Consider the following 23,975-nt stretch of genomic DNA (forward strand, 5'->3'; position numbering starts at 1 on the left):
GTCAGGTATTGCCAAGAAGGTGACAATCGGACAAGCCTTGCAAACGGCAGTACAGGCTTTTCAACAGCGCAACCTCCAAGTGGTGTGGACTATTTGTCAGGTTGTTCTCAAGCAATTGCCTTATCATCCCAAAGCGCTCTATCTCTTTGCCATGTGCCGATTTAACCAGGGGGATATAAATGGGGCGCAAGGGACGATGGAGCAAGCCTTTAGCCATGGCTTGTCAGAGCCGGCTGCGCATCTTCAGTATGCGAATATTGTCGGACAGCAAGGACAACACTCAAAAGCTATTAGTCATTTAAAAAAGGCGGTCGAGTTGAAACCATCCTTTGAGGCTGCCTGGGCTATGGGTGTGAAGCTTGCCGCTTTTGCAGGAGAGCCTGCACATCAACTGTTTTTTGCTAAAGGCTGGAATCGTTGTAGTCCTGAGAAGGCAGAAACTAGTTTGGCCCTGTCAGATGCTCTTCATCACCTGGGTGAAGATGAGACGGCGTTAGAAGTTTTAAAAGACGGTGACTCCCGCTTTTCCGCATACCCCGATTTCAAGCTTAGACAAGCCGGTATTTTCGAGCTCCAGAACAAAGTGGATAAGGCCAATGAACTGGTTGATTTGGTGCTCACCAAGCAGAGCAAGCTTCCTGCGGCACTTATTCTTAAGTCAAGATTACTGCGACGGACAGGAAAAGCGGAACCGGCACTTGCGATATTGAATAGCCTTCAACAGGAACCATTAGAGATAGGTCTTGAGATCGAGCTATATCATGAGGCCAGTCATCATTGTCGACTCTTGGGGCGCTACAAAGAAGCTTGGCAAAATGCTGAAAAAGCAAAGGCCTGCAAGAAACGCATAGGCTCTGCTAAGGGGAGTTTCGAAGATATCGAAAGGTCACTTTCTGAAATAGAAAAGCAATGTTCTGATGCCTCTTGGTATGGTCAGGTCAGCCCTTTATCAGAAGTCAGTCGATGGTTATTTTTGGTGGGATTTCCCAGAGTGGGCAGCACCTTGCTGGAAAAGCTGATTACTCTCCAGTACAACTGTGAGGATGCTGGAGAGAGTCAGGCGTTGATGACGTTGGAGTCGTCATTGGGACAGCGATTCAAGGGCCCTTGGTGGACATTTAATGCTAATCAATGGCAGGAATTAGGGAAAGGGAATCTGGAAAGTCTGTTGAATGACGCTTATGCCTCGTCGGGCACTGATTGCAGCGATCGCTCCATTCTGGATAAGCAGTTATTTAACCTTGCCAGGCTACCACTGATTGGGCAGTTGGCGCCAAAAACGCCTGTTATACGCATGGTCAGGCACCCACTCGATGTGTTGGTGTCGTGCTATTTCGCCAATTTTTCAAATCAGGATGCCTGGCATATGGATATTGTGGTCACGGCCCGATATCTGGCCAGACTTGATGAATTCTGGGAAGTCATTCAAGAGACACTACCTAATCCAGTATTGATCTTAAGGTATGAGGAAATGGTCCAATCTGACACTCTGGCGCAACCTGTAACCCAATTCCTTGATAATCATTGGCAAGCTAATCGAAGAGGAGTCGACCAGGGATCTCGCGTGTTTGTAACCAGAACCGCTTCTTATGAGCAAGTCCAGGACGTGACCAACACTAAAAGTGTCGGTAACTACATAAATTATCTTGAATCGCTCCCTGAAGACTGTATTGAGATTCTAAAGCCGGTTATGGCACGCTGGGGTTATTCGGTATAAAGATTAGGGCTTGAGCAAAAGAGCCAATAGATGCAAAACTGGGATGTAACGTTATTTCAATTGGAAGGCTGAGACATATGGAACTTAAAACGCAATGTAAACTGGTTCTGATTGGTTTAACGCTTTGTTGGCAAGCCCACGCAACGGTGATAACCGAGAAGGTCGATGAAAATAGCGTACTTTTTTACTCTTCTGGCCAAACTCAGCTTTTTGAAAGCATATTAGAGAATCAACTTATCAAGAGCGTCAATCTGCTTGATAAAAGTATGTTGATGTCAGGCCAATTGGCCCATCGGATTGGTGATGAGAAAGCACTGAACTTTATCTTCGATTTATTAAGAAAAGGGGATGAGCGCGGGGGACTGGCATTAGCTAACTACATTCAACGCTACCCGCAGGACTTGCTGGCCTACCATTTTGCAGCCATTCAGATGGTCAGGAATCAACAATATCCTGAAGCTGAACTAACCCTCAAAAATATATTGGGAGAGGTGCCTGACTATGCACCGTCTCGAACTCTGTTGGGCGTTGTGGAATTGCAACAAGGGGATTATGAATCAGCTAAGAATGAGCTGGAAAAGGCCATAGCGGGACCGGCACCAGACACATTGGCTATGCGTTATTTAGCCTGGTTATCTTTAAAAAACAGGGAAACAACAAAAGCAAGATGGTATTTGGAAAGGGCGCTTAAATATTATGGCTTACCCACCAAAGAGGCTAATATTTTGCATTTGGAATTGGCCGAATTGTACCGTCGTCTCGGACAACCAGAGCGCATTGTCGTTCTATTTACGCCTTTGCTGCAGAATCAGAAACTTGATATGAAAAATCCTGCCAATGTTGAGGCCGTGTCAAGATATCTTGAAGCGGCAACATCCATTGGCGAATTGGTATCTGCTCAGAGAGGGCTTCAAAAACTTGAAGGTACTGAAGCGCTCAATTCATTTCCAGGTCTGATAAGCTCTTCACGCATTCTGGCGATGCAGGGAAAGTACAAAGAAAGTTTGCATCAATTAAATGAGCTTAAGTCGGAAGTTCCTTCCCTTGAAAAACAACGTCTGCTGGAAACTGCCAGGATCCAAGTTGTAGCGGGTCAGTCAGAGCAAGCCATGGCGAGTGCCGAAGAATATATCAACAAAGCGAAAAGAGCTGATGTTTCGGCCATGAGAAACTATGTTGAGGTGGCTGTGCAAGCTGGCAAAGGGAATCAAGCGCTAACTTATTTGTATGAGCAGGCAAAGCAATCGCCAGAAGATCAGGCGGTGCAAAGTCTGTTGGTAGAAACACTGCTTAGTGCAGGCGATATGGTGGCGGCAAAAAGTCAGCTGGAAGCGCAACTTAACAAAAATAGTCAGTCGGTTTCCGCTCTATATCAATACGGTGTATTGCTCTACAACCAAAGAGATAACGCAAAGGCAAAACAGAGTTTTGAGCAAGTGGTAAAGCTGCAGCCGTCAAATGAGGATGCCTGGTTGGCGTTGCTTGGGGCAGCTCATGATCACAGAGAGCATGACCATTCTGGTGGCGGAGCCATGTTGGACCACCAGGAAGTGATGCCTATTTTGGAGCAGGCCATTGCAGCCAATCCGCTGTCTTATCGTCTTCATTATGAGAAAGGCATTACCGCGTATTCCGGTGGAGAAGCGAAGCTGGCACTTCGCACTTTTGAACAGACCCTTGAGCTGGCACCCTTTTACATTCCAGCCATGTACATGGCGGCCATAGCGAGTGCTGATCTCGGTGACAACTTGGAAAAAGCAAAGAAATTGGCAGAGGTGGCTGTGCAGATTCAACCTGATGTACCGGCCGTAGCAGACGCACTAGGTTGGGTATTAATTCAATCCGGAGAGATTGAAAAAGGTGAACCACTTTGTCGCAAAGCGTTGGAAGGTATGCCGAATGATCCCGCCGTTTTATTGCATCTAGGGGTCGCCGAGATGAAGAAGGCTAAAACTTCCTCTGCAAAGTCATATTTGATGGCGGCCTTGGCAGGACAATTGCCTTCACATTCAGCAAAGTACGCTCGTGCAATGCTGCAAGAAATGGAGCCGGTGTCAGAGAAGCAGCTTGAAGTTCATAAGATCAATGGCTTTGGAAAAGCAGAAAATATCGGCACCATCACACTCAAGGACGTGGAGAATGGATTGGAGGTTAAGGCTAACCTCAACGGATTACCAGCAGGATTTAACGGCATGCACTTTCACGAAAAGCCGAGTTGTGAAGCTGGCATGAAGGACGGCCAGCGTGTGGCAGGATTATTGGCTGGCGAGCACTACGGACATGATCATATGGCAATGATGGGTAGCATGTCGTCAGAAGAACACGCCAAGCACATGGCTAACATGAAACCCAGAGGGGATTTACCCCCGCTCGAAACAAAGTCTGATGGAACCTCTAACGCATCTGTAATGGGAGCTGGCTTAACCCTTGCTGAGCTTCGAGGTCGTTCTTTGATGATCCATCATGGTCCGGATGAAGATGGTAGTTCAGGACCTAAAATCGCCTGCGCTATTATTGATTGAATATCTAAAAGTGCCATAGCAGAGGTTTTTCTCAGAACTGCATATCCGATAGACGCCCACCAAGAGTGGGCGTTTTTGTTTTGAGATATGACCGCACAGAGTGTGCGCCAGCGACATGTCGACACTGCTGGCGTAACCCCTTAAAAATATAAATATCTTTATGTTTTATATGGTTTTTTTAATTGAAATTTTAGCGATTTTTGCTTTGCTTAATAAATGAACTGACAAGGCAACAGCAAGGACTACCTGTGCTACCCAGAAGACTATCTGCCATCGCTTTTTCTGTGTCACTGGGATTTGGCTTCGCAGAGGCAAATGATGATGGCATTGAACACATTTATATCACCAGCGAGCGCCTTCCCGCAGCCGAACTGGCAACCCCTTTTTCGGTAGAACAGATAGAGAAAGAGTCTATTCGCACCCAAGGCTACCGTAGCCTGCCGGAGATCCTGGAAAGCTCAGCAGGGGTCATGGTGCAAAAAACTTCTTATGGGCAAGGATCACCTTATATACGAGGCTTTACTGGGTTTCGCACGCTAATGCTGATCGATGGGATACGCCTTAATAACGCGATTTTTCGGGAGGGTCCTAACCAATACTGGAATACTGTTGATGCCTTTTCCGTTGATGAACTTGAATTGGTGCGTGGGCCGGCGTCGGCGCTTTATGGTGCAGATGCAATTGGCGGTACGGTGCAAGTATTGACGACACAATTGGACCCGAATCTATCGGAAGTGGAGAATACCTTCGAGTATTACTTCCGGGGAGCGACAGCCGAACATTCAAATATTTTTCGCATTAGTGGCCAGCGGGAGGGGCAGGGACAGGCTCTGCAATTTGGTCTGACCTCAAAGGATTTTGGCGATTTAAAACGAGGCGATAACATCGCCCAGCCCAATACGGGCTACGGTGAACACAATCTTGATGGTAAATGGGTGAGTGATATTAGTGAGCAATGGCGGCTCACAACAGCCGCTTTTTATACCCGTCAGGATGATGTACCCAGAACTCACCGGACAATTTACTCCACTAGTTTTGCCGGTACCACCATTGGAAATGAATTACGCAGAGACCTCACCCATGAACGGCTTTTAGGTTATATGCGCTTGGATGGCAACAGTCCCTGGGAGGGAATAGATCAAGCCCATTTCACCTTGTCCTGGCATAACCAAAAAGAACGCAGAGACAGAGAGCGCAGCGGTAATCGTAAAGACAGTCAGGGCATTGAAACGGGGACCTTGGGCGTACAAGCGCAGCTAAGCTCTTTGTGGGGGAATACCCGGCTGGTATACGGTGCAGAGAGTTACATCGATAACGTCGATAGTTTCTCCAGTAGCAATTCCATACAAGGTCCGGTTGCCGATGATGCCGAGTATCAATGGCATGGTATATACGTGCAGGCGCGGACGCCGCTAAGTGAATCCTTAGATTTGCTGGCAGGGCTGCGCTTTAATCATATGCGCGCAGACGCTGGTAAGGTAAGTGATCCAAACACTGGAGAAGCTTTCAGTTTTGATGATAGCTGGAGTAAGACTGTCGGTAACCTGATGCTGCACTATAAAGTAGACGCTGAATCTGTGCTCTATGCTGGTGTATCGCAAGGTTTCAGAGCCCCTAATTTGTCTGATCTCACCCGTTTTGATAGCGCCCGCAGTAATGAGTTTGAAATTCCCGCCACCAACCTGGATGCCGAGCATTACAACAATTTAAGCCTGGGGTACAAGTGGTATAACGACAGCGGCTATCTGGATATCAGTAGTTTTTATACTGACATCCGCGACCAAATTCTGCGCTTTCCCACCGGAGTGCAAAACGCCGACGGAGAGTATGAAATTTCAAAGGCTAACCTGGGTGATGGCTACCTTAGTGGCTGGGAATTAAGGGCGGGATATCATCTTAATGATACCTGGTCACTAAGTACTATGCTGGCTTATATCAAGGGTAAAGTGGACACTTTTGCCACTTCTGAACAGGTGTTAACCTCTGAGTACCCAAGCCGTTTGATGCCAACTACTGCACATGTGGCACTGGATTATCAGTCTGAAGATAAGGCCTGGTGGAGTCGTCTGGAGCTTATTGGTGTTGAAAAAGCCGACCGGCTTTCCTCCCGGGATATGTCTGACAGCCAACGTATTCCACCGGAAGGCACGCCAGGATATGGCATTCTAAACCTTCGCGGCGGCCATGCTTTTAACGAGAGTTTTCGTTTACATCTAACCCTTGAAAACTTATTTGATAAGGATTACCGCATCCATGGTTCAGGACAAAATGAGGCTGGACGAAATCTGATAGTGGGTATCGACGGCGTGTTTTGAGCATTACTGGCTACAACCTAAGTAAAAAGCCCGGCATCATTGCCGGGCTTTGCTTAGGGAGTTTAGTTTGCCAAACGTCGTCTTAAGCCAAATAGCAACAGACCGGAGACAAATAAGGCAATGCCGGTAGGTTCAGGAACATCAATACAACCGTTAGGACCGATACAAACCCTGGCACCATTTAGAATCGGAAAAATCCTATTGCCCAATTCGTCACCAAAGGCGAGAGATTGTCCGATAAAGGCAAGAGATGAAGTACCGTTGGCAATGGCATCAAAGCTAATGGAAGCCAACAGGAACATATTCCCCAACACGTCCTGATTAGCCATTAATGTGGCGGCATCGTCCAGTGATAATTCAAATATATCCAGCAGTCCTGGGCCTAGTAGCAAAGCATCGCATGTTATGCCCGGAAAACAGCCAAGAGAATCGACGCCAAAACCAAATACTGCACCGCTAAAACTCAGTATTGTCGGGTCAAAGGCTATATCCACATCCCAAGCCCCCAAGTATTCTGGGTCCGCCGAGCCATCCCAGAGAATATCTACTGTGATGGTGTCACCAATAGACCCAAAGGAAACGGTTGGATCGATGGAGATAATAGGTGTCGCCAAACCAACGCCTGGAATACCAAGGCCGGCTAAGAACAGCAGGTTACGTAAGATCTTCTTCATACTCTCTTCCTTCTTAATGGTACAGACTTAGAAAGCCTTGTTTATGGAGCGCAGCGCGCGTTATCACATTGCAATACACAGATTCTTGAATCGAGCACGGTAATAACACCGTCGCCGTCAAGATCGAAGATTGGGTCGCCCGGTGGCACAGTGACATTTCTATTCGCTAGGATGTTGCGAATATCGATAATATCGACCTGACCATCCGCATTGTTGTCGCAGTTAGCTGCAGCAGCAGTGGAGACCTGTAAATCCGACAAGATAGGCGACTCGTCATTACCATTAGGACGAAGCACCGTCCGGATCTGAATAAACTGTCCCAGTAAGCCCAGGCCTGTTGCACCATTGGCCACTGCTCCGTATGGTACTAGACCTAAGCCGCCTACAGTATCAGCCGCCCTGGCTTCGACGGTGATGCTGGCGCCTGCAGGAACAGAGCCTTCTGGTTCATTATTCCAGCTAATAACATCCCATTCGGTACCGGCACTACCGCTATCATTAACAACTGTCCAGATGCCGGTAGGGTCGGTTTGGTTGCGTGCGCCAAAGCCAGTGGCGTCACTGTAGGTATAGGGATCGCGCCCTACAGGAATGGTAGAGATAAAGTTACAGTCCTTGTCGTATTGGGAGACGCTGTCCGAGTTTGTATTGATGGTCCAGATACGGCCGCCTTTACCCACAATAGGACCGCGAGCGCCAAGGGTGCCGACGCTACATACCGGCGTGGTATCCAAGTCGCCTGAAGGTAAGGTGACAAATTTTCTCAGAGTAGGGGTCCCAAACCAGACTGCGCCATCACCGTCTACAGCGACCCCTGTACCACTAAATGCTACGCTAAACTGAAAGGTGCCGGTGGCAGGATTGTAACCATGTAATGTGCTACCGAGGTAAACCCGGCTGTTGCCAAGGACAATACCGTAGTTGCTTTGACCGCTGATATTCTGGGTCCAGGTCTTGGTGTTGGTATCTAGCTCCACCAGTGTCGAACCCAAGGTTGCCCCCCATAGAGTACCGTCAGAATCCACGGCACAGCCATAGTTCGTCGCGCCACTTGTGCTAATGGGGCCCGCTAGCAGTGCTCCATTTAAGTCAAACTGGAAATACTCTCGGCCAGAGTAGGTACCGGCCCAGAGAGTCCCCCCTGTACCAAGACATAGAGAGCGTCCCAAATCTCCCGGATCGGCGAAAGTACTTACCCAGATAACCCGCTCATCGCGAAATTCGGCAATCTCCAAAATTCCATTGGCATTGTCATCAATCACCGGCAGCATTTCATCTGGCGTAATCATACAATCGCCATTGGTATCTTCTGATGTATCGATGACGCCATTACCATTTCTATCAACGCCACCCTCTACCGCAATTTTCAGCAGCTCAGGGCGACGGCCGCCGGAAAAGTTTCGGTTGGCCACATAGACATTGCCATCGGTATCCACCGCCGTACGAGAAGGCGCTGGACCGGAAAAAGCTCCATGGTTGGCCAAAGCAAAGGGATCGCCAAAGGCTGTCAGATACCTGGCCTCCTCGCAGCCAGCCCCTCCTGCTCCGTCAGTATTAATTCTGGACATGGTATCTTCACCGGCGTTCGCTACCCAAAGGATAGGAAAGGTGTCACCGGAGACATTTAACTGCAATTGATTGGTGCCAGGCGCATCATGGTTCAGGGAACTTAATGTCCCAGTATCAAAGTCGGCATCGGTAGTGTAGGTCGTAGTCGCAGCGTTAGCAGCACCGACCACAAACAGGGCGGAGATGGCACCTGTTAATTGTTTGAGGTTGACGGTAATCATCGTATTTTCCTCCTATTGCAATCGATTAGAGGCAACTTGCCTGGTAGATTGCATGTGGGATAGAGGAAGTAAAACGGGCTCTGGTAGTGGTTGGCTCTGATATCCTTTGGCTGGCACTACGATGCGAAGTGCGCCGCTTTCAAGATCCACTACGTACACGTTGGAATACCAATTCCCTTGCCAACTGACCAGCAACATCCTGCTCTCATCACTAAACCAAGTTGGATTGTCCACTTGGCTGAGTCCATCAGTGATGCTGGTTTGGTCCGAACCATCTTCTCTCATGATATAAAGTTGTGTGCGCCCATGGGGCCCACGGGTGGATAAAAACGAAATATACTCCCCGCTGTTTGACCAGACAGGTTGAATATCTGACGTATGCAGGTGGGTAAGCTGAGACTCCTTATTAGTCTGTAAATCATAGCGATAGATATTGTATTGCCGCTCTCGTCTGGAATCGTAAACCAGGCTTTGTCCATCTGGTGACCAACGAGGAGGGCTGTCTTCGTAGCCTGGATTATTGGTGAGCTGGCGGTGCCTCATATCCGACAGGTTCAAAACCCATAGATCACCTTTAGCGCGCTCATTTAGCTTACGATAGGCCAGCATCTTGCCATCGGGCGAATACACCGGACTGTCGCAACTTTGTATCTCGTCCGTTGTTAACTGGTGTAGATTTCGACCGTCTTTATTAATTGAATAAAGTTGCATAGGACCAGAACGGTCGGAGACAAAAACAATATGCTGTCCATCGGGTGACCAGGCGGGCTGTCCATCAAATCCCTTCCATTTAGATAGGTTAGTTTGCTGGGAGCCATCGGCATTCATCACATATATTTCAGAATTGCCGTTGTCACGATTAGAGGTAAAAAGAATGGCCTTACCATCGGGAGACCAACTGGCCTCATAGTCATCGCGGGTATTATGGGTTAAGCGTTCTAAACTGCTGCCATCCAGAAGTACGGTGTAAATTTCTCGGTTACCGTCTTGGTTGGATACAAACAGGATTCTCTGTGAGGATTTTTCACTGCTTATTGACAGTGGGGAAGCATTCTTAACACCACAGCCGGCGATGCTTATTGCCAAGCAAACAGCCAGTGGTATCAAAAAGTTATTTTTGAGCTTCATCCAGTCCCCACACATCTAAGTTGGATAACTGTCGGGTCAGCCAGTGATTACAGCATTCTTCATTCCATAAAGAGATCGTCCCGCCCGGCTGTGCTGTCCTTTACCTCGACCACAAGGTACATCATGGTGTTAAAGAAGGTGTTGTTAGAAAGTAAGCATCATTTGTGCCCATCTGATAATTTCATAAAAAACATAGGCTTACTTTTTGTGTGGGCATTTTATGTAAAAAAATTGTAAATAATGTTGACGGTCAGACGTTGTATAGGCATTTGGTTTATGGCGACTTGTTGACATACACCGTCAATGGACTGCCTTGACGTATCAGACTGAGCATCAGTTGTGATTCTTCATCCAGTGCTTTAAGGGCCTGTCCCCTCGATTCTTGGTCCAATACCGAAATGCCATTAACGGCGGTAAGAATATCGCCTGATTCCAGCCCCAATTGCTGAAAAAGGTAGGAGTCCCCGCTTGGCGTCAGGGCATAACCTTGAACGAGCTGATCTGTTTTTACCTGCGACAGTGCAATCAGCTGTAAGGCCTCCAATTGAGTTTGAATGGCTTCACTAGGACTGGACGCTACGACAGTACGCTCTCCTTCTAACTCAAGAGGAATATAAGTGTGATGTTCATCTTTTGAAATTCTTATCTTTTGTGGGTAAACAGCCGCCAGACTGATATCGGTATTAAACAGAAATTCCCCTACCATAAAGCTACGTTGTTGCCCATGAAGCTCGACAATGGCTGATGCCTGTTCTGGATCGTCACTTTCCACAACGCCCCTGAGCTTTGCTTCTCCAATCGGCAGCCAGATATTCTCATCTTGTGTCTCAGTAACTCGATTTTGTGGAGGTGGCGGCGTGTTATCTGAATGGTTGTTTCCCGTTTCAGCAGGTGTGAAGGAGGGCTGCTTGACCGCATTGAAGTATGTAAGCCCGGCAACAATAACAGTCAAAACGAGGCTAATGACAGGCCCAAAGCGCTTTAACCTTGTTGCTTTTGGGGGAAATGACATCGACTTTTCCTCTGGCAATGACCAGAGGAAAAGTGTAGTCCAGTCAAATCAAACAAGGTGACAATGTTGTGGTGAACCACCCTGTAATGTGCGGACCTAACCACCGGGGCCGGGTTCAAAGATCACATATACTTTGCGACAAGGTGCCAATGTCCGCCAAATGCCTTTAAAGCCGGCGGGAATGACGAATTGATCTCCCCCCGTTAGATGGGTGACCTGACCATGCTCATCTTCCAGTTCAACCTGGCCTTCCAACAGTTGGCAGTACTCATGCTCCTGGTAGTCCACTTTCCAGCTACCCATTTCGCTTTCCCAAAAGCCCACGTGGAAGCGTTGGCCTGCGTCTGAATAGAGATTTGCCAACCGCTGCAAAACCGGCTCCCCGAGCAGTTTTTGCTCAGGAATGTGGCTGGCTTCAAATTTGACATGGTCCGCGTTAATGACCATTACTTGCTTCATCACTAGATCCCTAATTTATCTCTCAGTGTGTAATAGCTCGCACCCAAAGCGGTGAAGGGTATTTGCAGCACCCGACCGCCCAAAAGTGGCAGATGTGGAAGCTTGGCGAATACGTCGAAACGTTCTGCCTGACCCCGTATTGCTTCAGCCACCACCTTACCGGCCAGGTGGGTGCAGGTGACACCGTGGCCGCTGTAGCCCTGCATGTAGTAGATATTGTTGTCCAATCTGCCAAATTCCGGCAGACGCGAGAGTGTTAGCAGGAAATTGCCGGTCCAGGTGAACTCGATTTTCACCCCTTTTAGTTGCGGGAATGTTTTTTCCAGCTTGGGTCTGATCAATGCTTCGATATCGGCTGGATCTCTGGCGCCGTAGACCACACCGCCGCCATACAGCAGTCTGTGATCGGCGGTGGTGCGGTAGTAGTCCAGCAGATAGTTACAATCTTCCACACAGTAGTTGGTGGGTAGCAATTCCCGACAGTGTTCTTCGCCTAACACTTCAGTTGTCACAATTTGCGTACCGCAAGGCATATTGCGTTTGGTTAACTCAGGTAATACATGAGTTAGGTAAGCATTAGCCCCCACCACCAAAAACTTGGCTTTTACCCGGCCTTTTTCTGTGTGAACAGTGACGGTCTGACCTTTTTCAATCTTGGTTACCGGGCTTTGTTCAAACACCTGGCCGCCCATGGATTGGATAATGCGCGCTTCACCCAAACAAAGTTTCAGAGGCTGGATATGGCCGCTCATACCATCAGAAAGGCCACCTACATAGCGGTCTGAATTCACAATGGTTTTCAGTGCCTGTTTGTCCAAAAGGGTGAGCTTATTGTTGCCGTGCCGTTGCCAGCGTTTGGCCTGCTCTGTCAGTTCGTGCATCTGCTTGTCGTTAAGGGCGACAAAGGCGCCACCCGGTACATAGTCACAGTCAATCTGGTGTTCAGTGATCAAATTGCGGATAATCTCACCGCCTTCAAACATCATCGCTGCAGCGGCATCACCAACAGCTTTGCCGTACTTGCTGCCGATGGTATCCACATCGCGGCTATAGCTGTTAACAATCTGGCCACCGTTGCGACCGCTGGCACCGAAACCAATACGACTGGCTTCCAGTAATACCACTTTAAAACCAGCTTTGGCTAAGTGCAGGGCAGAAGAAAGACCGGTAAAGCCACCGCCCATTACACAAACATCGGCCTCTAGTTCACCCTCAAGTGTCGGGAAAGGCTGACTAATATCGGCACTGTATGCGTAGTAACTGGATACATATTCGCTCATGATGACTCCATAAGGCCGCCAACAGGCTAGCCCAACTCAATCCAGGTAGTTTTTAATTCGGTGTATTTATCCAGGGCATGGAAAGACTTGTCACGTCCATTGCCTGATTGCTTAAAGCCGCCAAAAGGCACGGTCATATCGCCGTCGTTGTAGTTGTTGATCCATACGGAGCCTGCACGCAGGGCTTTCGCTACCCTGTGGGCGCGACCCAGGTTGCCGGTCCAAAGACCTGCACCTAAGCCATAGTCGCTATCATTGGCAATAGCGATAGCCTCTTCTTCGCTATCAAAGGGGATAACCGCCATCACCGGACCAAATATTTCTTCCTGGGCAATCCGCATTTTGTTGCTAACCCCACTGAAGATAGTAGGTTCTACAAAGGCTCCGGTGTCAGTTGGTGCCTTACCGCCTAAACACAACGTGGCCCCGGCTTCGCTACCTACTTTGATGTAATCCAGTACTGATGCTTGATGGCCTGTATCGACCAATGCACCCATATTGGTGGCAGGATCCAATGGATTACCGGGTTTAAAGGATTTGGCTGCCTCGACCACCTTCTCAAGAAATGCATCATGAATACTGCGCTCAACCAGAAGACGGGTGCCGGCCACACAGACTTCACCTTGGTTATAGAAACAACCCGATGCCGCCGCGCGCGCCGCTTTGTCCAGGTCCGGACAGTCGGCAAAAATGATATTCGGATTTTTGCCACCGGCTTCCAGCCATACCCGTTTCATATTGGACTCACCGGCATAGATCATCAGCTGACGGGCGGTGCGGGTTGAACCGGTAAAGACCAGGCTGTCCACGTCTTTATGCAGCGCCAAGGCCTTACCCACGGTATGACCAAAGCCGGGCACCACATTAAATACGCCATCGGGGATGCCGGCTTCTTTAGCCAGCGCCGCCAGACGAATAGCGGTCAGTGAGGCTTTTTCCGAAGGTTTCAGCACCACCGAGTTGCCGGTGGCCAGCGCTGGTGCAATCTTCCAGCAGGCAATCCACAGGGGGAAGTTCCAGGGGGTAATGGCCGCCACCACGCCTATGGGCTCGCGGGTCACCGTTGCCAGCACATTGGCAGGGGTAGGTGCAACTTCATCGTAGACCTTATCCACGGCTTCGCCGTGCCAGCGCACCACATCGGCGCTACCGGGAATATCCACCGACAGGCTTTCACTGATGGGTTTACCCATATCCAGGGTTTCCAGGGCGGCCAGCTCCTGCTTATGGGCTTCCATTAAATCGGCCAGGCGCAACAACACTTGCTTTCGTGCTTTGGGTGACATATCACGCCAGGTACCGGTTTCGAAGCTGTTTCGGGCAGCTTTTACCGCTAATTCCACGTCGGCTTGATCGCAGGCAGCGATGTCGGCAATTTTTTCGCTATTGGCCGGGTTGATGCAGTCAAAGGTCTTACCGCTTTGTGCAGCTTTGTATTGGCCTTGAATAAAGGCGCGACCTTCTTTGCTGAGCTTTTGGCAATAGGTTTGCCATTGGGCGAGCGTCGTTGGGAGCACAGAGCCTCCTTAGTGCGGGCATCGTTAGAAATTCCTATTCTTACATAATAGCCACGGCCTGGGGGCAAAGGATACAGGCAGTTTGCTTACTGGTACAAAAATCGACCGCCACCAAGGCGGTCGTTTTGGCATTTAGCCGTTTTTCATGGCCTGTATATCTTTTAGCCGGGCTCGTTCTACCCGTCTGGCGTAAAACCAGGAGGCAAATACCAACAGACTGACAATGCCGATGATAATGGCCGCCAGGGCATTGATTTCGGGGCTTACGCCTAAACGCACAGAGCTGAACACCACCATTGGCAAGGTAGTCGAGCCGGGACCAGACACAAAGCTGGCGATGACCAGATCATCCAAACTCAGGGTAAAGGCCAATAACCAACCGGAAATCAAAGCCGGGGCGATAATGGGCAAGGTGATATTAAAAAACACCTTCACCGGCGTGGCGCCTAAATCCTGAGCGGCTTCTTCCACCGACATATCCATTTCGGTCAGCCGTGAACCCACCACCACTGCCACATAAGCGGTACAGAAGGTAGTATGGGCGAGCCAAATGGTTAGCATTCCACGCTGCTCCGGCCAACCAATGGCTTGGGCCATGGCTACAAACAGCAGCAATAATGACAAACCAGTGATCACTTCAGGCATAACCAATGGTGCGGTCAGCATGCCGCGAAGCAAGGTGCTGCCCTTAAAGCCCTTAAATCTGGCCAAAACAAAGGCCGCCAGGGTGCCAAGTACCACGGCGCCGGTTGCCGAGAAAAATGCAATCTGCAGCGACTTACCCACGGCTTCCAGTAGCTTTTCATTCTCGAGCAGGCTGGCATACCACTTAGTGGAAAAGCCTGCCCACACGGTTACCAGGCGTGACTCGTTAAAGGAATAAATGATCAAAATCAGCATTGGGATATATAAAAAAGCTAATCCCAGGCCGAGCATCAGGTTGCTAAACTTAAACCGCATTTAGGCCTCCTGCTGCTTATTCTGCACGCGGTCAAACCACATAATGGGCAGAATCAGTATCATCAGCATAATGATGGCCACTGCTGAAGCTACCGGCCAGTCGCGGTTATTAAAGAATTCCTGCCACAGGATCTTACCTATCATCAGGGTTTCCGGACCGCCCAGAAGCTCAGGAATAACGAACTCGCCCACCGCCGGGATAAACACCAGCATACAACCGGCCAGAATACCGGCTTTGGTCAGGGGCACTATCACGCTGAACAGGGTGCGAATGGGGGAAGCGCCCAAGTCTGCCGAAGCTTCCACCAGACTATGGTCAAGCTTCATCATATTGGCGTAAAGCGGCAGGATCATAAAGGGCAGGTAAGCGTACACTATGCCCACATACACCGCGAAATCGGTATGTAACATGATAATAGGTTCATCTATCAGGCCCATGCCCATCAGCGCATTATTGATATAGCCATTGGGTTTCAAAATCCCGATCCAGGCGTAAATGCGGATAAGGAATGAGGTCCATGATGGCAATATCACTAATAACAGCAGTACATTGCGGGTCGATGGCTTGGCACGGCTGATAGCCAGCGCCATGGGATAGCCCACCAACAGGCAGATAAAGGTAGAGACCAGAGCGATGCGAATCGAACTCAAATAAGATTTGAGATACAAATCGTCACTGAACAGATAGCCATAATTATTGAAGTTAAGGTCTATCTGCACATGGCCGTCTTCCACCGTCATCAAATCAGTATAAGGTGGAATGGCGATTTCCGTCTCGGCGAAACTGATCTTCAGCACAATAATAAAAGGCACCAGGAAGAACAGCAGCAGCCACAGGTAAGGCAAGGCAATCACGCCATTGCGCCCTTGCAAGAAGGGCAAAGCGCTCAGGCGTTGCCAAAAGGGATGTTTGGGCTCAGGCAGTTTCATTTTTCCAATACCACACAAGCATCAGGGTTCCAGGATAGGAATATTTCCTGTTCAAGCTCAAAAGGAGTTTCACGGCGTTTGTCATTAGTCTGGGTGATCTGCACAAACTTACCGTCCGACATCTTCACATGATAGATGCTGTGTTGCCCTAGGTATGCCAAATCATCGATAATGCCTTTCCCCCAGTTGTACTGCTCATCGGGTTGCTCGGCGCTCATACGCATCTTTTCAGGGCGTACGGCAACGCCCACAGGGCGGGTGCCTCCGGGACCACTGATGCCATGGTCGATATAAATGGGCCTTTCCAGGTTCGGCACTTCGATAATGACGTAAGCTGGTTCTTCTTCGAGGATACGTCCCTCGAACAGGTTTACTTCACCGATAAAGTCGGCCACATAGCGGCAATTGGGATATTCGTAGATATCATGGGGGGAGCCGATCTGCAGGATCTCCCCGGCATTCATCACGCCGATGCGATCGGCCATGGTCATGGCTTCTTCCTGATCATGGGTCACCATCACACAGGTCACCCCTACCTGCTTGATAATATCCACTAACTCCAGTTGCATTTCACCACGTAGCTTCTTGTCCAATGCGCCCATGGGCTCATCTAGCAACAACAGTTTTGGATGTTTGGCCAGGCTGCGGGCCAGGGCCACGCGCTGACGCTGACCGCCGGAAAGCTGAGAAGGTTTGCGGGTGCGATAGGCTTCCATATGCACCAGTTTAAGCATTTCGGTGACCGTCTTGTCGATTTCGGTCTTGGAAAGCTTATCCTGCTTTAATCCATAGGCGATATTCTGCTCCACCGTCATATGGGGGAACAGCGCATAGGATTGGAACATCATATTAAAGGGGCGCTTGTAGGGCGGGATATGTGCAATATCCTGTCCATTTAGCAGGATCCTACCGCCACTGGGCTTTTCAAAACCAGCCAGCATACGCAGTAATGTCGACTTGCCACAGCCAGAGCCGCCGAGCAAGGCAAAAATTTCCCCTTGGTAAAATTGCAGGTTGACACCCCGCACTGCCACATGGCCGTCGAAGCTCTTACTCAGGGCCTCAAGTTCAACCAATACCTCAGATGGGCCCGTAGATATATGCTTCAATGTCATCGGTGGATCCTGTTCATCGACTAACTGTGATTCCTGTCAAAAATGCGTGAAGGGGAGCCGGCTGGCTCCCCTTTGGTAGGTTTACTTACCGGCTTTAACTTCGGTCCAGACCCTGTTGGTCACACGGGAGACCTTGGCTGGCATGATGTCGAAGGTATACAACTTTTCCATCACATCGGCAGGCGGATAAATCGCCGGGTTACCGGTGATTTCAGGATCTACCAGGCTGGTGGATGCCTTGTTGCCGTTAGGATAGGACACATAGTCAGTGACGCTGGCAATGACTTCTGGCTCCATCAGGTAGTTGATAAAGTCATGGGCGGCATCCATGTTCTTGGAGTCAGCCGGAATAGACAGCATATCGAACCACATGGCCGCACCTTCTTTTGGAATGATGTAACCGACTTCCACACCGTTTTCCGCTTCAGAAGCACGATCGGCCGCCTGGAAGACATCACCACTCCAGCCCACGGCTACACAAATGTCACCATTGGCCAGGTCGTTGATGTATTGAGAAGAATGGAAATAACGGATGTGCGGACGAATGGATTTGAGCAGTTCGCCAGCTTTTTCAATTTCCTTGGCATCTTTGGAGTTAGGATCCATACCCAGGTAATGCAGGGCCGCAGGAATGATCTCGGAGGCGGCGTCTAAAGTCACTACACCGCAAGAGGCTAGTTTGGAAATGACTTCAGGCTTGAAGATCATATCCCAGCTATTGACCACATAGTCTTCGCCCAGCACTTCCTTTACCTTGGCTACGTTGTAGCCAATGCCGGTGGTACCCCACATATAAGGGACAGCATGTTGGTTGCCTGGATCGACCGTTTCCAGCTTTTTCATCAGCATGGGGTCGAGGTTTTTCCAGTTAGGCAGCTTACTGCGATCCAATTTGGCGAATACGCCGGCCTGGATTTGGCGACCCAAAAACTGAGCGGAAGGCACCACGACATCAAAACCGGTGTTGCCGGTTAGCAGCTTGGCTTCTACCACTTCGTTAGAGTCAAATACATCGTAAACCACCTTGTTACCGGATTTTTGCTCGTAGTTGGCAACGGTATCTTCGGCGATATAGTCGCTCCAGTTATACACGTTTACCGTGGCTGCCTGGACGCCCATGGCCGAGAACAGCAGGGTGGCGGAAATCAGCTTTTTGTTTGCTTTTGCTATCATCGTGCTTCCTATTGTGATTGTCGTCGTTACACAAGTTGCCGGCTGCTGCTGTTGTACTGTAGTCAGAGATATAGGTTTATCCGTTTGGATAAGCGCTATCACTGCAACTGACGTTGAGCCAGATCCAGTGCCTGCCAGGCCTTTTCAGTTAAGTCTTTCACTCCCTGTGGGTCAAGAATGAAAGGCGGAGCAATAATCATGGTATCGCCTGTCGCCCGCATTACCAGCCCTGCCTCTAAAGAGGCATCCCGGCAGATGGTACCTGCCCGTCCCTTTCCGGGGAAACGCTCTCTACTGGCTTTATCTTTTACCAGTTCCAGCGCGCCCACAAAGCCTTTACATCTGGCTTCGCCCACTAAGGGATGCTCAGCCAAAGGTAGCCAATATTTTTCCAATGCCGGAGCCAGCTCGGCTTTGACTTTGTCTATATATCCCTCAGACAAGATATCCAGCGTAGCCAGCGCTGCCGCACAGGCCACCGGATGGCCTGAGTAAGTAAACCCATGGGTGAATTCCTGAGTATGGGACAGCAGGGCATCACTGACTCTGTCTGAGACCAGCACCCCGCCAAGCGGCTGGAAACCGTTGGTGATGGCTTTGGCGAAGACAATAAAATCCGGCCTGACGCGGTAAAATTGGCTGGCAAACCATTCACCGGTGCGGCCAAAACCGAATATCACTTCATCCACTATCAAAAGAACACCATGATTATCGCAAATCTCTTGGATTCTTGACCAGTAGGTATCAGGAGGAATTATTACGCCACCGGCCCCTTGAATAGGTTCACCGATAAACGCGGCCACATTTTCAGGCCCCAGTTCCAGGATTTTCTTTTCCAACTCGTTGGCGGCAGCAATACCAAACTCATCCGGGCTGAGCGTTGTGTTGGCGCCAAACCAGTATGGCTGAGGGATATGATGAATGCCGTTCAGACGTTCAAACTGTTCATGCATGGCACCCATACCGCCTAAGCTGGCACTGGCAATGGTACTGCCATGATAGCCATTTACCCGGGCGATAATGGCTTTGCGCTTGGGTTTATTGAGGGCGTCCCAATAGCGATGCACCATGCGGATAATAGAGTCATTGGCTTCTGAGCCTGAATTGGTGAAAAATACCTTATTCAGGTGCTCAGGTGCCCTGGCACTGATAACGGTTGCCAACTCAGTGACCCGGGGGTGGGTGCATTGGAAGAAGGTGTTATAAAAAGGCAGCTCTTCCAGCTGTTTAGCGATAGCGGCGTTAATGCGCGGCTGAGTATAGCCGAGGTTGCAACACCAAAGACCGGACATGCCATCGAGTAACTTACGTCCGTCTTTCTCAAATATATAGGCACCTTCGGCATGGCTGATCACCCGGGTACCGTGCTTGTTAAGTTCTGCTTGATTACTAAAGGGATGCAGGTGGTGGGCGGCATCCTGCGCTATCAGCCATTGCAGATCTTTCATCCTATCTTTCCCTGCGCCTTAACAGCGCTGCAAGTATTAATAAAACCTTGAATGATTTGGGCATTTTGTGGGTATTGCTGAGGTTTCCATTCAGGATGCCACTGTACGGCCAGTAAAAAGGGATAATCATCCAGGCTGAACGCCTCTACCAGACCATCCTCTGACTGAGCTTCAATATGCAGACCTTTACCAAGTCGGTCTACACCCTGCATATGAATCGAATTAACCTCGATACTTGTGTTGGGACTAAACCATTTAGCCAGATAACCACCCGTTAGCAATTTCACGGGATGGGCCGGGGCATACTGCTCCTCAATGGGGCGGGACTTGTCTTCCCGATGATCCATTAACCCTTCTACTTCGTGTATGCGATGGTGCAAGCTGCCGCCGAAATAGACATTTAACTCCTGAAATCCACGGCAGATCGCCAGTATTGGCAATTTCTTTGCCATGGCCAATTCCAACAGCGCCCAGTTGCTTGCGTCGCGATGCGGATCGCGGCTGGCGTCATCGCCCTCTTTGAGGCTTTGCTGATAATAACTCGGGTGCAAGTTGGAATAGGAGCCGGTTAGCATCAGCCCGTCCAACGTACCTAACAGGGCCTCTTGCGCAGCCGCAGATAGCTCATGGAAAAAGGCTGGGATAATGATGGGTGCCACATTAGGGGACGTAACGGAAAGGGCTCTTAGGTACTTATCGCCGGCCTGGTGAAAGGCATGGGCACCTTGCTGCGTAACATCAGCACAAACACCGATCAGAAGAGGGGCCGACACCTTGTTATCCATACAAGCCTTATGTGGGATCAATTGCCAGGATTCTCCTCCCAAACTATTGAACTTGTCCACAAAGTTCAAGAGCCAAGAGGCCAAATTACCGACAATTGCTGCTTGATCACTATCAGTAGGCATTGCACAGAAGAAACTGGCAAGTTCCTGAAGACTTATGCTCTACTGTGTTTGAATGCCGACCAAATCGGCTTCAGGGCATGAGCCCTTCAACAGACAAGATGTCGGAGCATATCATGAGCCTAGCCTCATTCCTTGAGCAGTACCCCAACATTGAAATGTTTGACCTTATCCAGTTTGACCTCAATGGAGTGGCACGCGGCAAGCGGATCAAACCCGATTCCATCGAGGGAGTGCTGGAGCACGGAATGAACATTCCTTTTTCGGTACTGGCTTTAGATGCCTCTGGTGAAACGGTTGAATCTTCTGAATTGGGTTTGCAAATTGGTGAGCCTGACAGGGTATGCAAGGCTGACCTCAACACACTAGCCATTTGCCCCTGGCAATCTCAACCCACCGCACAGCTGCTGTTTAGCATGTATGACTATGAGGGAAAGCCTGTGATGGTAGACCCTCGCAATCAAGTTAAACGTGCGGTTGAGCTGTTTCATAGTATGGGTCTAAGACCGGTAGTGGCGCTTGAGCTTGAATTTTATTTGCTGGACAAAAAGCGCACCAAAAAGTACGCCATCCAACCTCCGATTTCTCCAAGAACCGGCAAACGTGAAGAAAGCACCCAGTGCCACTCTATGCTTAATCTGGATGACTTCGCGGCCTTCCTGCAGGATGTGGACGATTATTGCAATATGCAAGGAGTGCCAGCCGACACCGCCGTGTCTGAGTATGCCCCAGGCCAGTTTGAGATAAACCTCACCCATCATGATGACCCATTGTTGGCCTGCGATCATGCAGTGATGCTCAAGCGTATTATTCGTCAGGTGGCAGACAAGCATGATATGCAGGCTACCTTTATGGCCAAGCCATATAGCACGCGCTCCGGCAGTGGATTGCATATTCACGTCAGCGTGCTGGATGAAAAAGGCAATAATGTATTTGGCGAAGGCGATCCCAAAGAAAATCCTTTACTGCGTCAGGTGGTGGCGGGCCTCTTGGCTACTATGCAAGAGGCCACGGCATTGCTTTGCCCCAATATCAATTCTTACCGACGGCTACAGCCCAATCTGTATGTGCCCATGTATGTAAACTGGGGCATTGACAATCGCACCGTGGCGGTGCGCATTCCCAACAGTCAGCCTCATGCCAGACGAATTGAACACCGAGTGGCGGGTGCCGATGCCAATCCTTATGTTGCGTTGGCGACAGTTCTCTTTGCCATGTACCAGGGGATCCGTGATAAAATGACACCACCCGACCCTCAGGATGGAAATACCTTCCAAGTTAAAAACCCCAGGCTACCCAATCGCTTACCCGATGCTTTGGCGCAATTAAGGGGTTCCAAAACCTTCAAGCAACTTTTCGGCGAAGAATTTATCAAGGTCTATACTGCCTGCAAAGAACAGGAATTGTTAAAGTTCGAGCAAACAGTGACCCAGAAAGAGTACGATTTTTATCTCAACAGACTTTAATCCAACAGGTTTTATCGAAACGTTATGACCAACGCGACTTTCTCTCTATATCAGCAGATGTATTCCTATGTTTTCGCTCAGCATCAAAGTTTTGATGATGACGCAGATGTGATTATCGCAGGTATCCCTTTTGACTTGGCGACATCAGGGCGTCCTGGTGCCCGCTTTGCCCCGACCAGTATCCGATCGGCGTCCAGCAATTTAGGCTGGGAGCACAGGCGTCATCCCTGGGCATTTTCCCTTCGTGATAACCTGAAAATCGCCGATATCGGCGATTTGGGTTTCGCCCATGGTGATGCCCGTGGGGCGATGAATGCGGTGCGAGAGCATGTGGCCAGGGTGCTGAAAAAGGGCGCCATACCCTTTATGTTGGGTGGTGACCACCTGATTACCCTGCCGGCTTTGCAATCGGTTGCCGAAACCCACGGCCCGGTGGCGTTAGTGCATTTTGACGCCCATACCGATGACTATTCCGGTGGCAGTGAATTTGATCACGGTAGCGTGTTCTATCATGCCCATTCTCAAGGGTTATTGCAGGCCGACAAAGTCATTCAGTTGGGCATCCGTACCGATCACGATTTGGATGGTCCCTTCACCGTGGTGACGGCTGACCAATTGTGGCACGCGAACCCCAAAGAAGTGGCGGCCAGAATTCGCTCCCATATTGGCGATGCCAAGGTTTATCTGACCTTTGATATCGATTGCTTCGATCCTATCTATGCTCCAGGCACCGGCACGCCGGTATCTGGTGGTGTCAGCGGTCCCTTTATTCTGGAGCTCATTCGTCATCTGCAAGGTTTGAACTGGGTAGGGATGGATGTGGTGGAAGTAAGCCCACCTTATGACAATGCCCAGATAACCAGTCTGCTGGCGGCTACGCTGATGACCGATATGATGCACTTGCTGGCCTGTAAGTTACACCCAGAGCTTATGGGAGAGCATGGCGGTCTAGCAGGGCAGTCAGTAAACACCTGAGGTCTGCCAGCGTCTTTTCACCCCTGCTTTTGGATTGGTGCACTACCACCAATAGCAGGGCGTGACTGACCTCGTGAAAGGCGCGTCCAATTCGTTCCAATTCGCTCTCTTCTTTTTGGTAGCCAAGGCGCACCAATCCCTTAATGACGTGCTTTATTACCACCTCATCATGGCGTTCATCCAAGGGCATTAAGTGGGGCAGGGCAAAAAGGTTTTGTACCAGATGCAGCAAACCTTTCTGGAGGCGGTACAGGGCCAACATTTGTGTCACAAAGGTATCCACAAACTCACCGGCATTTGACCATGGCTCCTGAGCAATCTGATCCAGGGTGGCTTCTATTTGTTCCAGCCAGTGCTGACCCATGGCATGCAGGATGGCTTCTTTATTGGGGAAATAGTGATAAAGGGTGCCTACCGAAATGCCCACCGCTTCGGCGATTTTAATGGTGGTAAAATCATTGGCGCCAAGGCGTTCTAACAACTCTGCCGCTACTTCCAAAATTTGCTGACGGCGCTCTATGGACCGTTGCTGTGATGGCTTATTTCGAGGGGCAAGAGACTTGTCAGCCTTTTCTTTTTGTTGGGCCAC

Annotated in this window: 19 protein-coding genes; 5 read left to right on the top strand and 14 right to left on the bottom strand. The window is 49.7% G+C overall.

Annotation, left to right across the window (positions count from 1 at the left end):
- The first annotated feature begins 37 nt into the window (after positions 1 to 37).
- The 3 genes from P2G88_RS02105 (at position 38) to P2G88_RS02115 (ending at position 6,554) form a co-directional block, all read left to right on the top strand.
- Positions 38 to 1,717 (top strand): tetratricopeptide repeat-containing sulfotransferase family protein, encoded by a 1,680-nt coding sequence (locus tag P2G88_RS02105; protein ID WP_275793978.1) that lies wholly within the window; start codon positions 38 to 40, stop codon positions 1,715 to 1,717.
- Between the two features lie 77 nt (positions 1,718 to 1,794).
- Positions 1,795 to 4,239, top strand: a complete 2,445-nt coding sequence (locus tag P2G88_RS02110) for a tetratricopeptide repeat protein (protein WP_275793979.1) — start codon at positions 1,795 to 1,797, stop codon at positions 4,237 to 4,239.
- Positions 4,240 to 4,487: 248 nt separating this feature from the next.
- Positions 4,488 to 6,554, top strand: coding sequence for a TonB-dependent receptor (locus P2G88_RS02115; RefSeq protein WP_275793980.1), 2,067 nt, complete (start codon positions 4,488 to 4,490; stop codon positions 6,552 to 6,554).
- A gap of 62 nt (positions 6,555 to 6,616) precedes the next feature.
- Here the strand turns inward: P2G88_RS02115 and P2G88_RS02120 are convergent, their stop codons facing one another.
- From P2G88_RS02120 to P2G88_RS02180, 13 genes are all read right to left on the bottom strand, one after another.
- Complete coding sequence (locus tag P2G88_RS02120; protein ID WP_275793982.1) at positions 6,617 to 7,228, bottom strand: cohesin domain-containing protein; 612 nt, start codon at positions 7,226 to 7,228, stop codon at positions 6,617 to 6,619.
- A 41-nt stretch (positions 7,229 to 7,269) separates the two neighbouring features.
- Complete coding sequence (locus P2G88_RS02125; RefSeq protein ID WP_275793983.1) at positions 7,270 to 9,018, bottom strand: hypothetical protein; 1,749 nt, start codon at positions 9,016 to 9,018, stop codon at positions 7,270 to 7,272.
- Positions 9,019 to 9,030: 12 nt separating this feature from the next.
- Complete coding sequence (locus P2G88_RS02130) at positions 9,031 to 10,146, bottom strand: DUF5050 domain-containing protein (RefSeq protein WP_275793985.1); 1,116 nt, start codon at positions 10,144 to 10,146, stop codon at positions 9,031 to 9,033.
- 274 nt (positions 10,147 to 10,420) lie between these two features.
- Positions 10,421 to 11,158, bottom strand: coding sequence for a type II secretion system protein N (locus P2G88_RS02135; RefSeq protein ID WP_275793986.1), 738 nt, complete (start codon positions 11,156 to 11,158; stop codon positions 10,421 to 10,423).
- A gap of 96 nt (positions 11,159 to 11,254) precedes the next feature.
- The gene (locus tag P2G88_RS02140; protein WP_275793987.1) at positions 11,255 to 11,617 is read right to left on the bottom strand and encodes a cupin domain-containing protein; all 363 of its coding nucleotides are present in this window, start codon (positions 11,615 to 11,617) and stop codon (positions 11,255 to 11,257) included.
- A 2-nt stretch (positions 11,618 to 11,619) separates the two neighbouring features.
- Positions 11,620 to 12,897, bottom strand: a complete 1,278-nt coding sequence (locus tag P2G88_RS02145) for an FAD-binding oxidoreductase (RefSeq protein WP_275793988.1) — start codon at positions 12,895 to 12,897, stop codon at positions 11,620 to 11,622.
- A gap of 26 nt (positions 12,898 to 12,923) precedes the next feature.
- A complete protein-coding gene (locus tag P2G88_RS02150) occupies positions 12,924 to 14,414 on the bottom strand; it encodes an aldehyde dehydrogenase (protein WP_275793989.1) in 1,491 nt (496 codons plus the stop codon).
- Positions 14,415 to 14,546: 132 nt separating this feature from the next.
- The gene (locus tag P2G88_RS02155; protein WP_275793990.1) at positions 14,547 to 15,374 is read right to left on the bottom strand and encodes an ABC transporter permease subunit; all 828 of its coding nucleotides are present in this window, start codon (positions 15,372 to 15,374) and stop codon (positions 14,547 to 14,549) included.
- Positions 15,375 to 16,304 (bottom strand): ABC transporter permease subunit, encoded by a 930-nt coding sequence (locus tag P2G88_RS02160; RefSeq protein ID WP_275793991.1) that lies wholly within the window; start codon positions 16,302 to 16,304, stop codon positions 15,375 to 15,377. It lies immediately after the preceding gene.
- Positions 16,301 to 17,419 (bottom strand): polyamine ABC transporter ATP-binding protein, encoded by a 1,119-nt coding sequence (gene potA / locus P2G88_RS02165; RefSeq protein WP_275793992.1) that lies wholly within the window; start codon positions 17,417 to 17,419, stop codon positions 16,301 to 16,303. Before potA ends, P2G88_RS02160 begins: the two co-directional genes overlap by 4 nt.
- Before the next feature lie 81 nt (positions 17,420 to 17,500).
- Positions 17,501 to 18,538: an extracellular solute-binding protein gene (locus tag P2G88_RS02170; protein WP_275794258.1), complete on the bottom strand. Its 1,038-nt coding sequence runs from the start codon at positions 18,536 to 18,538 to the stop codon at positions 17,501 to 17,503.
- Between the two features lie 152 nt (positions 18,539 to 18,690).
- The gene (locus P2G88_RS02175; RefSeq protein ID WP_275793993.1) at positions 18,691 to 20,040 is read right to left on the bottom strand and encodes an aminotransferase; all 1,350 of its coding nucleotides are present in this window, start codon (positions 20,038 to 20,040) and stop codon (positions 18,691 to 18,693) included.
- Positions 20,037 to 20,813, bottom strand: coding sequence for a gamma-glutamyl-gamma-aminobutyrate hydrolase family protein (locus P2G88_RS02180; protein WP_275793994.1), 777 nt, complete (start codon positions 20,811 to 20,813; stop codon positions 20,037 to 20,039). Before P2G88_RS02180 ends, P2G88_RS02175 begins: the two co-directional genes overlap by 4 nt.
- 248 nt (positions 20,814 to 21,061) lie before the next feature.
- Between P2G88_RS02180 and P2G88_RS02185 the strand changes: the two genes are divergently transcribed.
- Both P2G88_RS02185 and speB read left to right on the top strand, forming a co-directional pair.
- On the top strand, positions 21,062 to 22,411 hold the full coding sequence (locus P2G88_RS02185; protein WP_275793995.1) for a glutamine synthetase family protein: 1,350 nt from the start codon (positions 21,062 to 21,064) through the stop codon (positions 22,409 to 22,411).
- A 24-nt stretch (positions 22,412 to 22,435) separates the two neighbouring features.
- Positions 22,436 to 23,386: an agmatinase gene (gene speB, locus P2G88_RS02190; RefSeq protein WP_275793996.1), complete on the top strand. Its 951-nt coding sequence runs from the start codon at positions 22,436 to 22,438 to the stop codon at positions 23,384 to 23,386.
- On the opposite strand, the gene P2G88_RS02195 is transcribed toward speB, so the two are convergent.
- Positions 23,340 to 23,975: a TetR/AcrR family transcriptional regulator gene (locus tag P2G88_RS02195; RefSeq protein ID WP_275793997.1), complete on the bottom strand. Its 636-nt coding sequence runs from the start codon at positions 23,973 to 23,975 to the stop codon at positions 23,340 to 23,342. The two genes, speB and P2G88_RS02195, sit on opposite strands and share 47 nt — an antisense overlap.

The organism is Aliiglaciecola sp. CAU 1673 (assembly GCF_029223185.1).
In the GTDB taxonomy this organism is placed as follows: Bacteria; Pseudomonadota; Gammaproteobacteria; order Enterobacterales; family Alteromonadaceae; genus Bowmanella.

Excerpts from the sequence above, each read along its gene's own strand:
- P2G88_RS02110 (WP_275793979.1), top strand. The coding sequence starts at position 1,795 with ATGGAACTTAAAACGCAATGTAAACTGGTTCTGATTGGTTTAACGCTT.
- P2G88_RS02120 (WP_275793982.1), bottom strand. The coding sequence starts at position 7,228 with ATGAAGAAGATCTTACGTAACCTGCTGTTCTTAGCCGGCCTTGGTATT.
- P2G88_RS02125 (WP_275793983.1), bottom strand. The coding sequence starts at position 9,018 with ATGATTACCGTCAACCTCAAACAATTAACAGGTGCCATCTCCGCCCTG.
- P2G88_RS02130 (WP_275793985.1), bottom strand. The coding sequence starts at position 10,146 with ATGAAGCTCAAAAATAACTTTTTGATACCACTGGCTGTTTGCTTGGCA.
- P2G88_RS02135 (WP_275793986.1), bottom strand. The coding sequence starts at position 11,158 with ATGTCATTTCCCCCAAAAGCAACAAGGTTAAAGCGCTTTGGGCCTGTC.
- P2G88_RS02140 (WP_275793987.1), bottom strand. The coding sequence starts at position 11,617 with ATGAAGCAAGTAATGGTCATTAACGCGGACCATGTCAAATTTGAAGCC.
- P2G88_RS02145 (WP_275793988.1), bottom strand. The coding sequence starts at position 12,897 with ATGAGCGAATATGTATCCAGTTACTACGCATACAGTGCCGATATTAGT.
- P2G88_RS02155 (WP_275793990.1), bottom strand. The coding sequence starts at position 15,374 with ATGCGGTTTAAGTTTAGCAACCTGATGCTCGGCCTGGGATTAGCTTTT.
- P2G88_RS02160 (WP_275793991.1), bottom strand. The coding sequence starts at position 16,304 with ATGAAACTGCCTGAGCCCAAACATCCCTTTTGGCAACGCCTGAGCGCT.
- potA (WP_275793992.1), bottom strand. The coding sequence starts at position 17,419 with ATGACATTGAAGCATATATCTACGGGCCCATCTGAGGTATTGGTTGAA.
- P2G88_RS02170 (WP_275794258.1), bottom strand. The coding sequence starts at position 18,538 with ATGGGCGTCCAGGCAGCCACGGTAAACGTGTATAACTGGAGCGACTAT.
- P2G88_RS02175 (WP_275793993.1), bottom strand. The coding sequence starts at position 20,040 with ATGAAAGATCTGCAATGGCTGATAGCGCAGGATGCCGCCCACCACCTG.
- P2G88_RS02185 (WP_275793995.1), top strand. The coding sequence starts at position 21,062 with ATGAGCCTAGCCTCATTCCTTGAGCAGTACCCCAACATTGAAATGTTT.
- speB (WP_275793996.1), top strand. The coding sequence starts at position 22,436 with ATGACCAACGCGACTTTCTCTCTATATCAGCAGATGTATTCCTATGTT.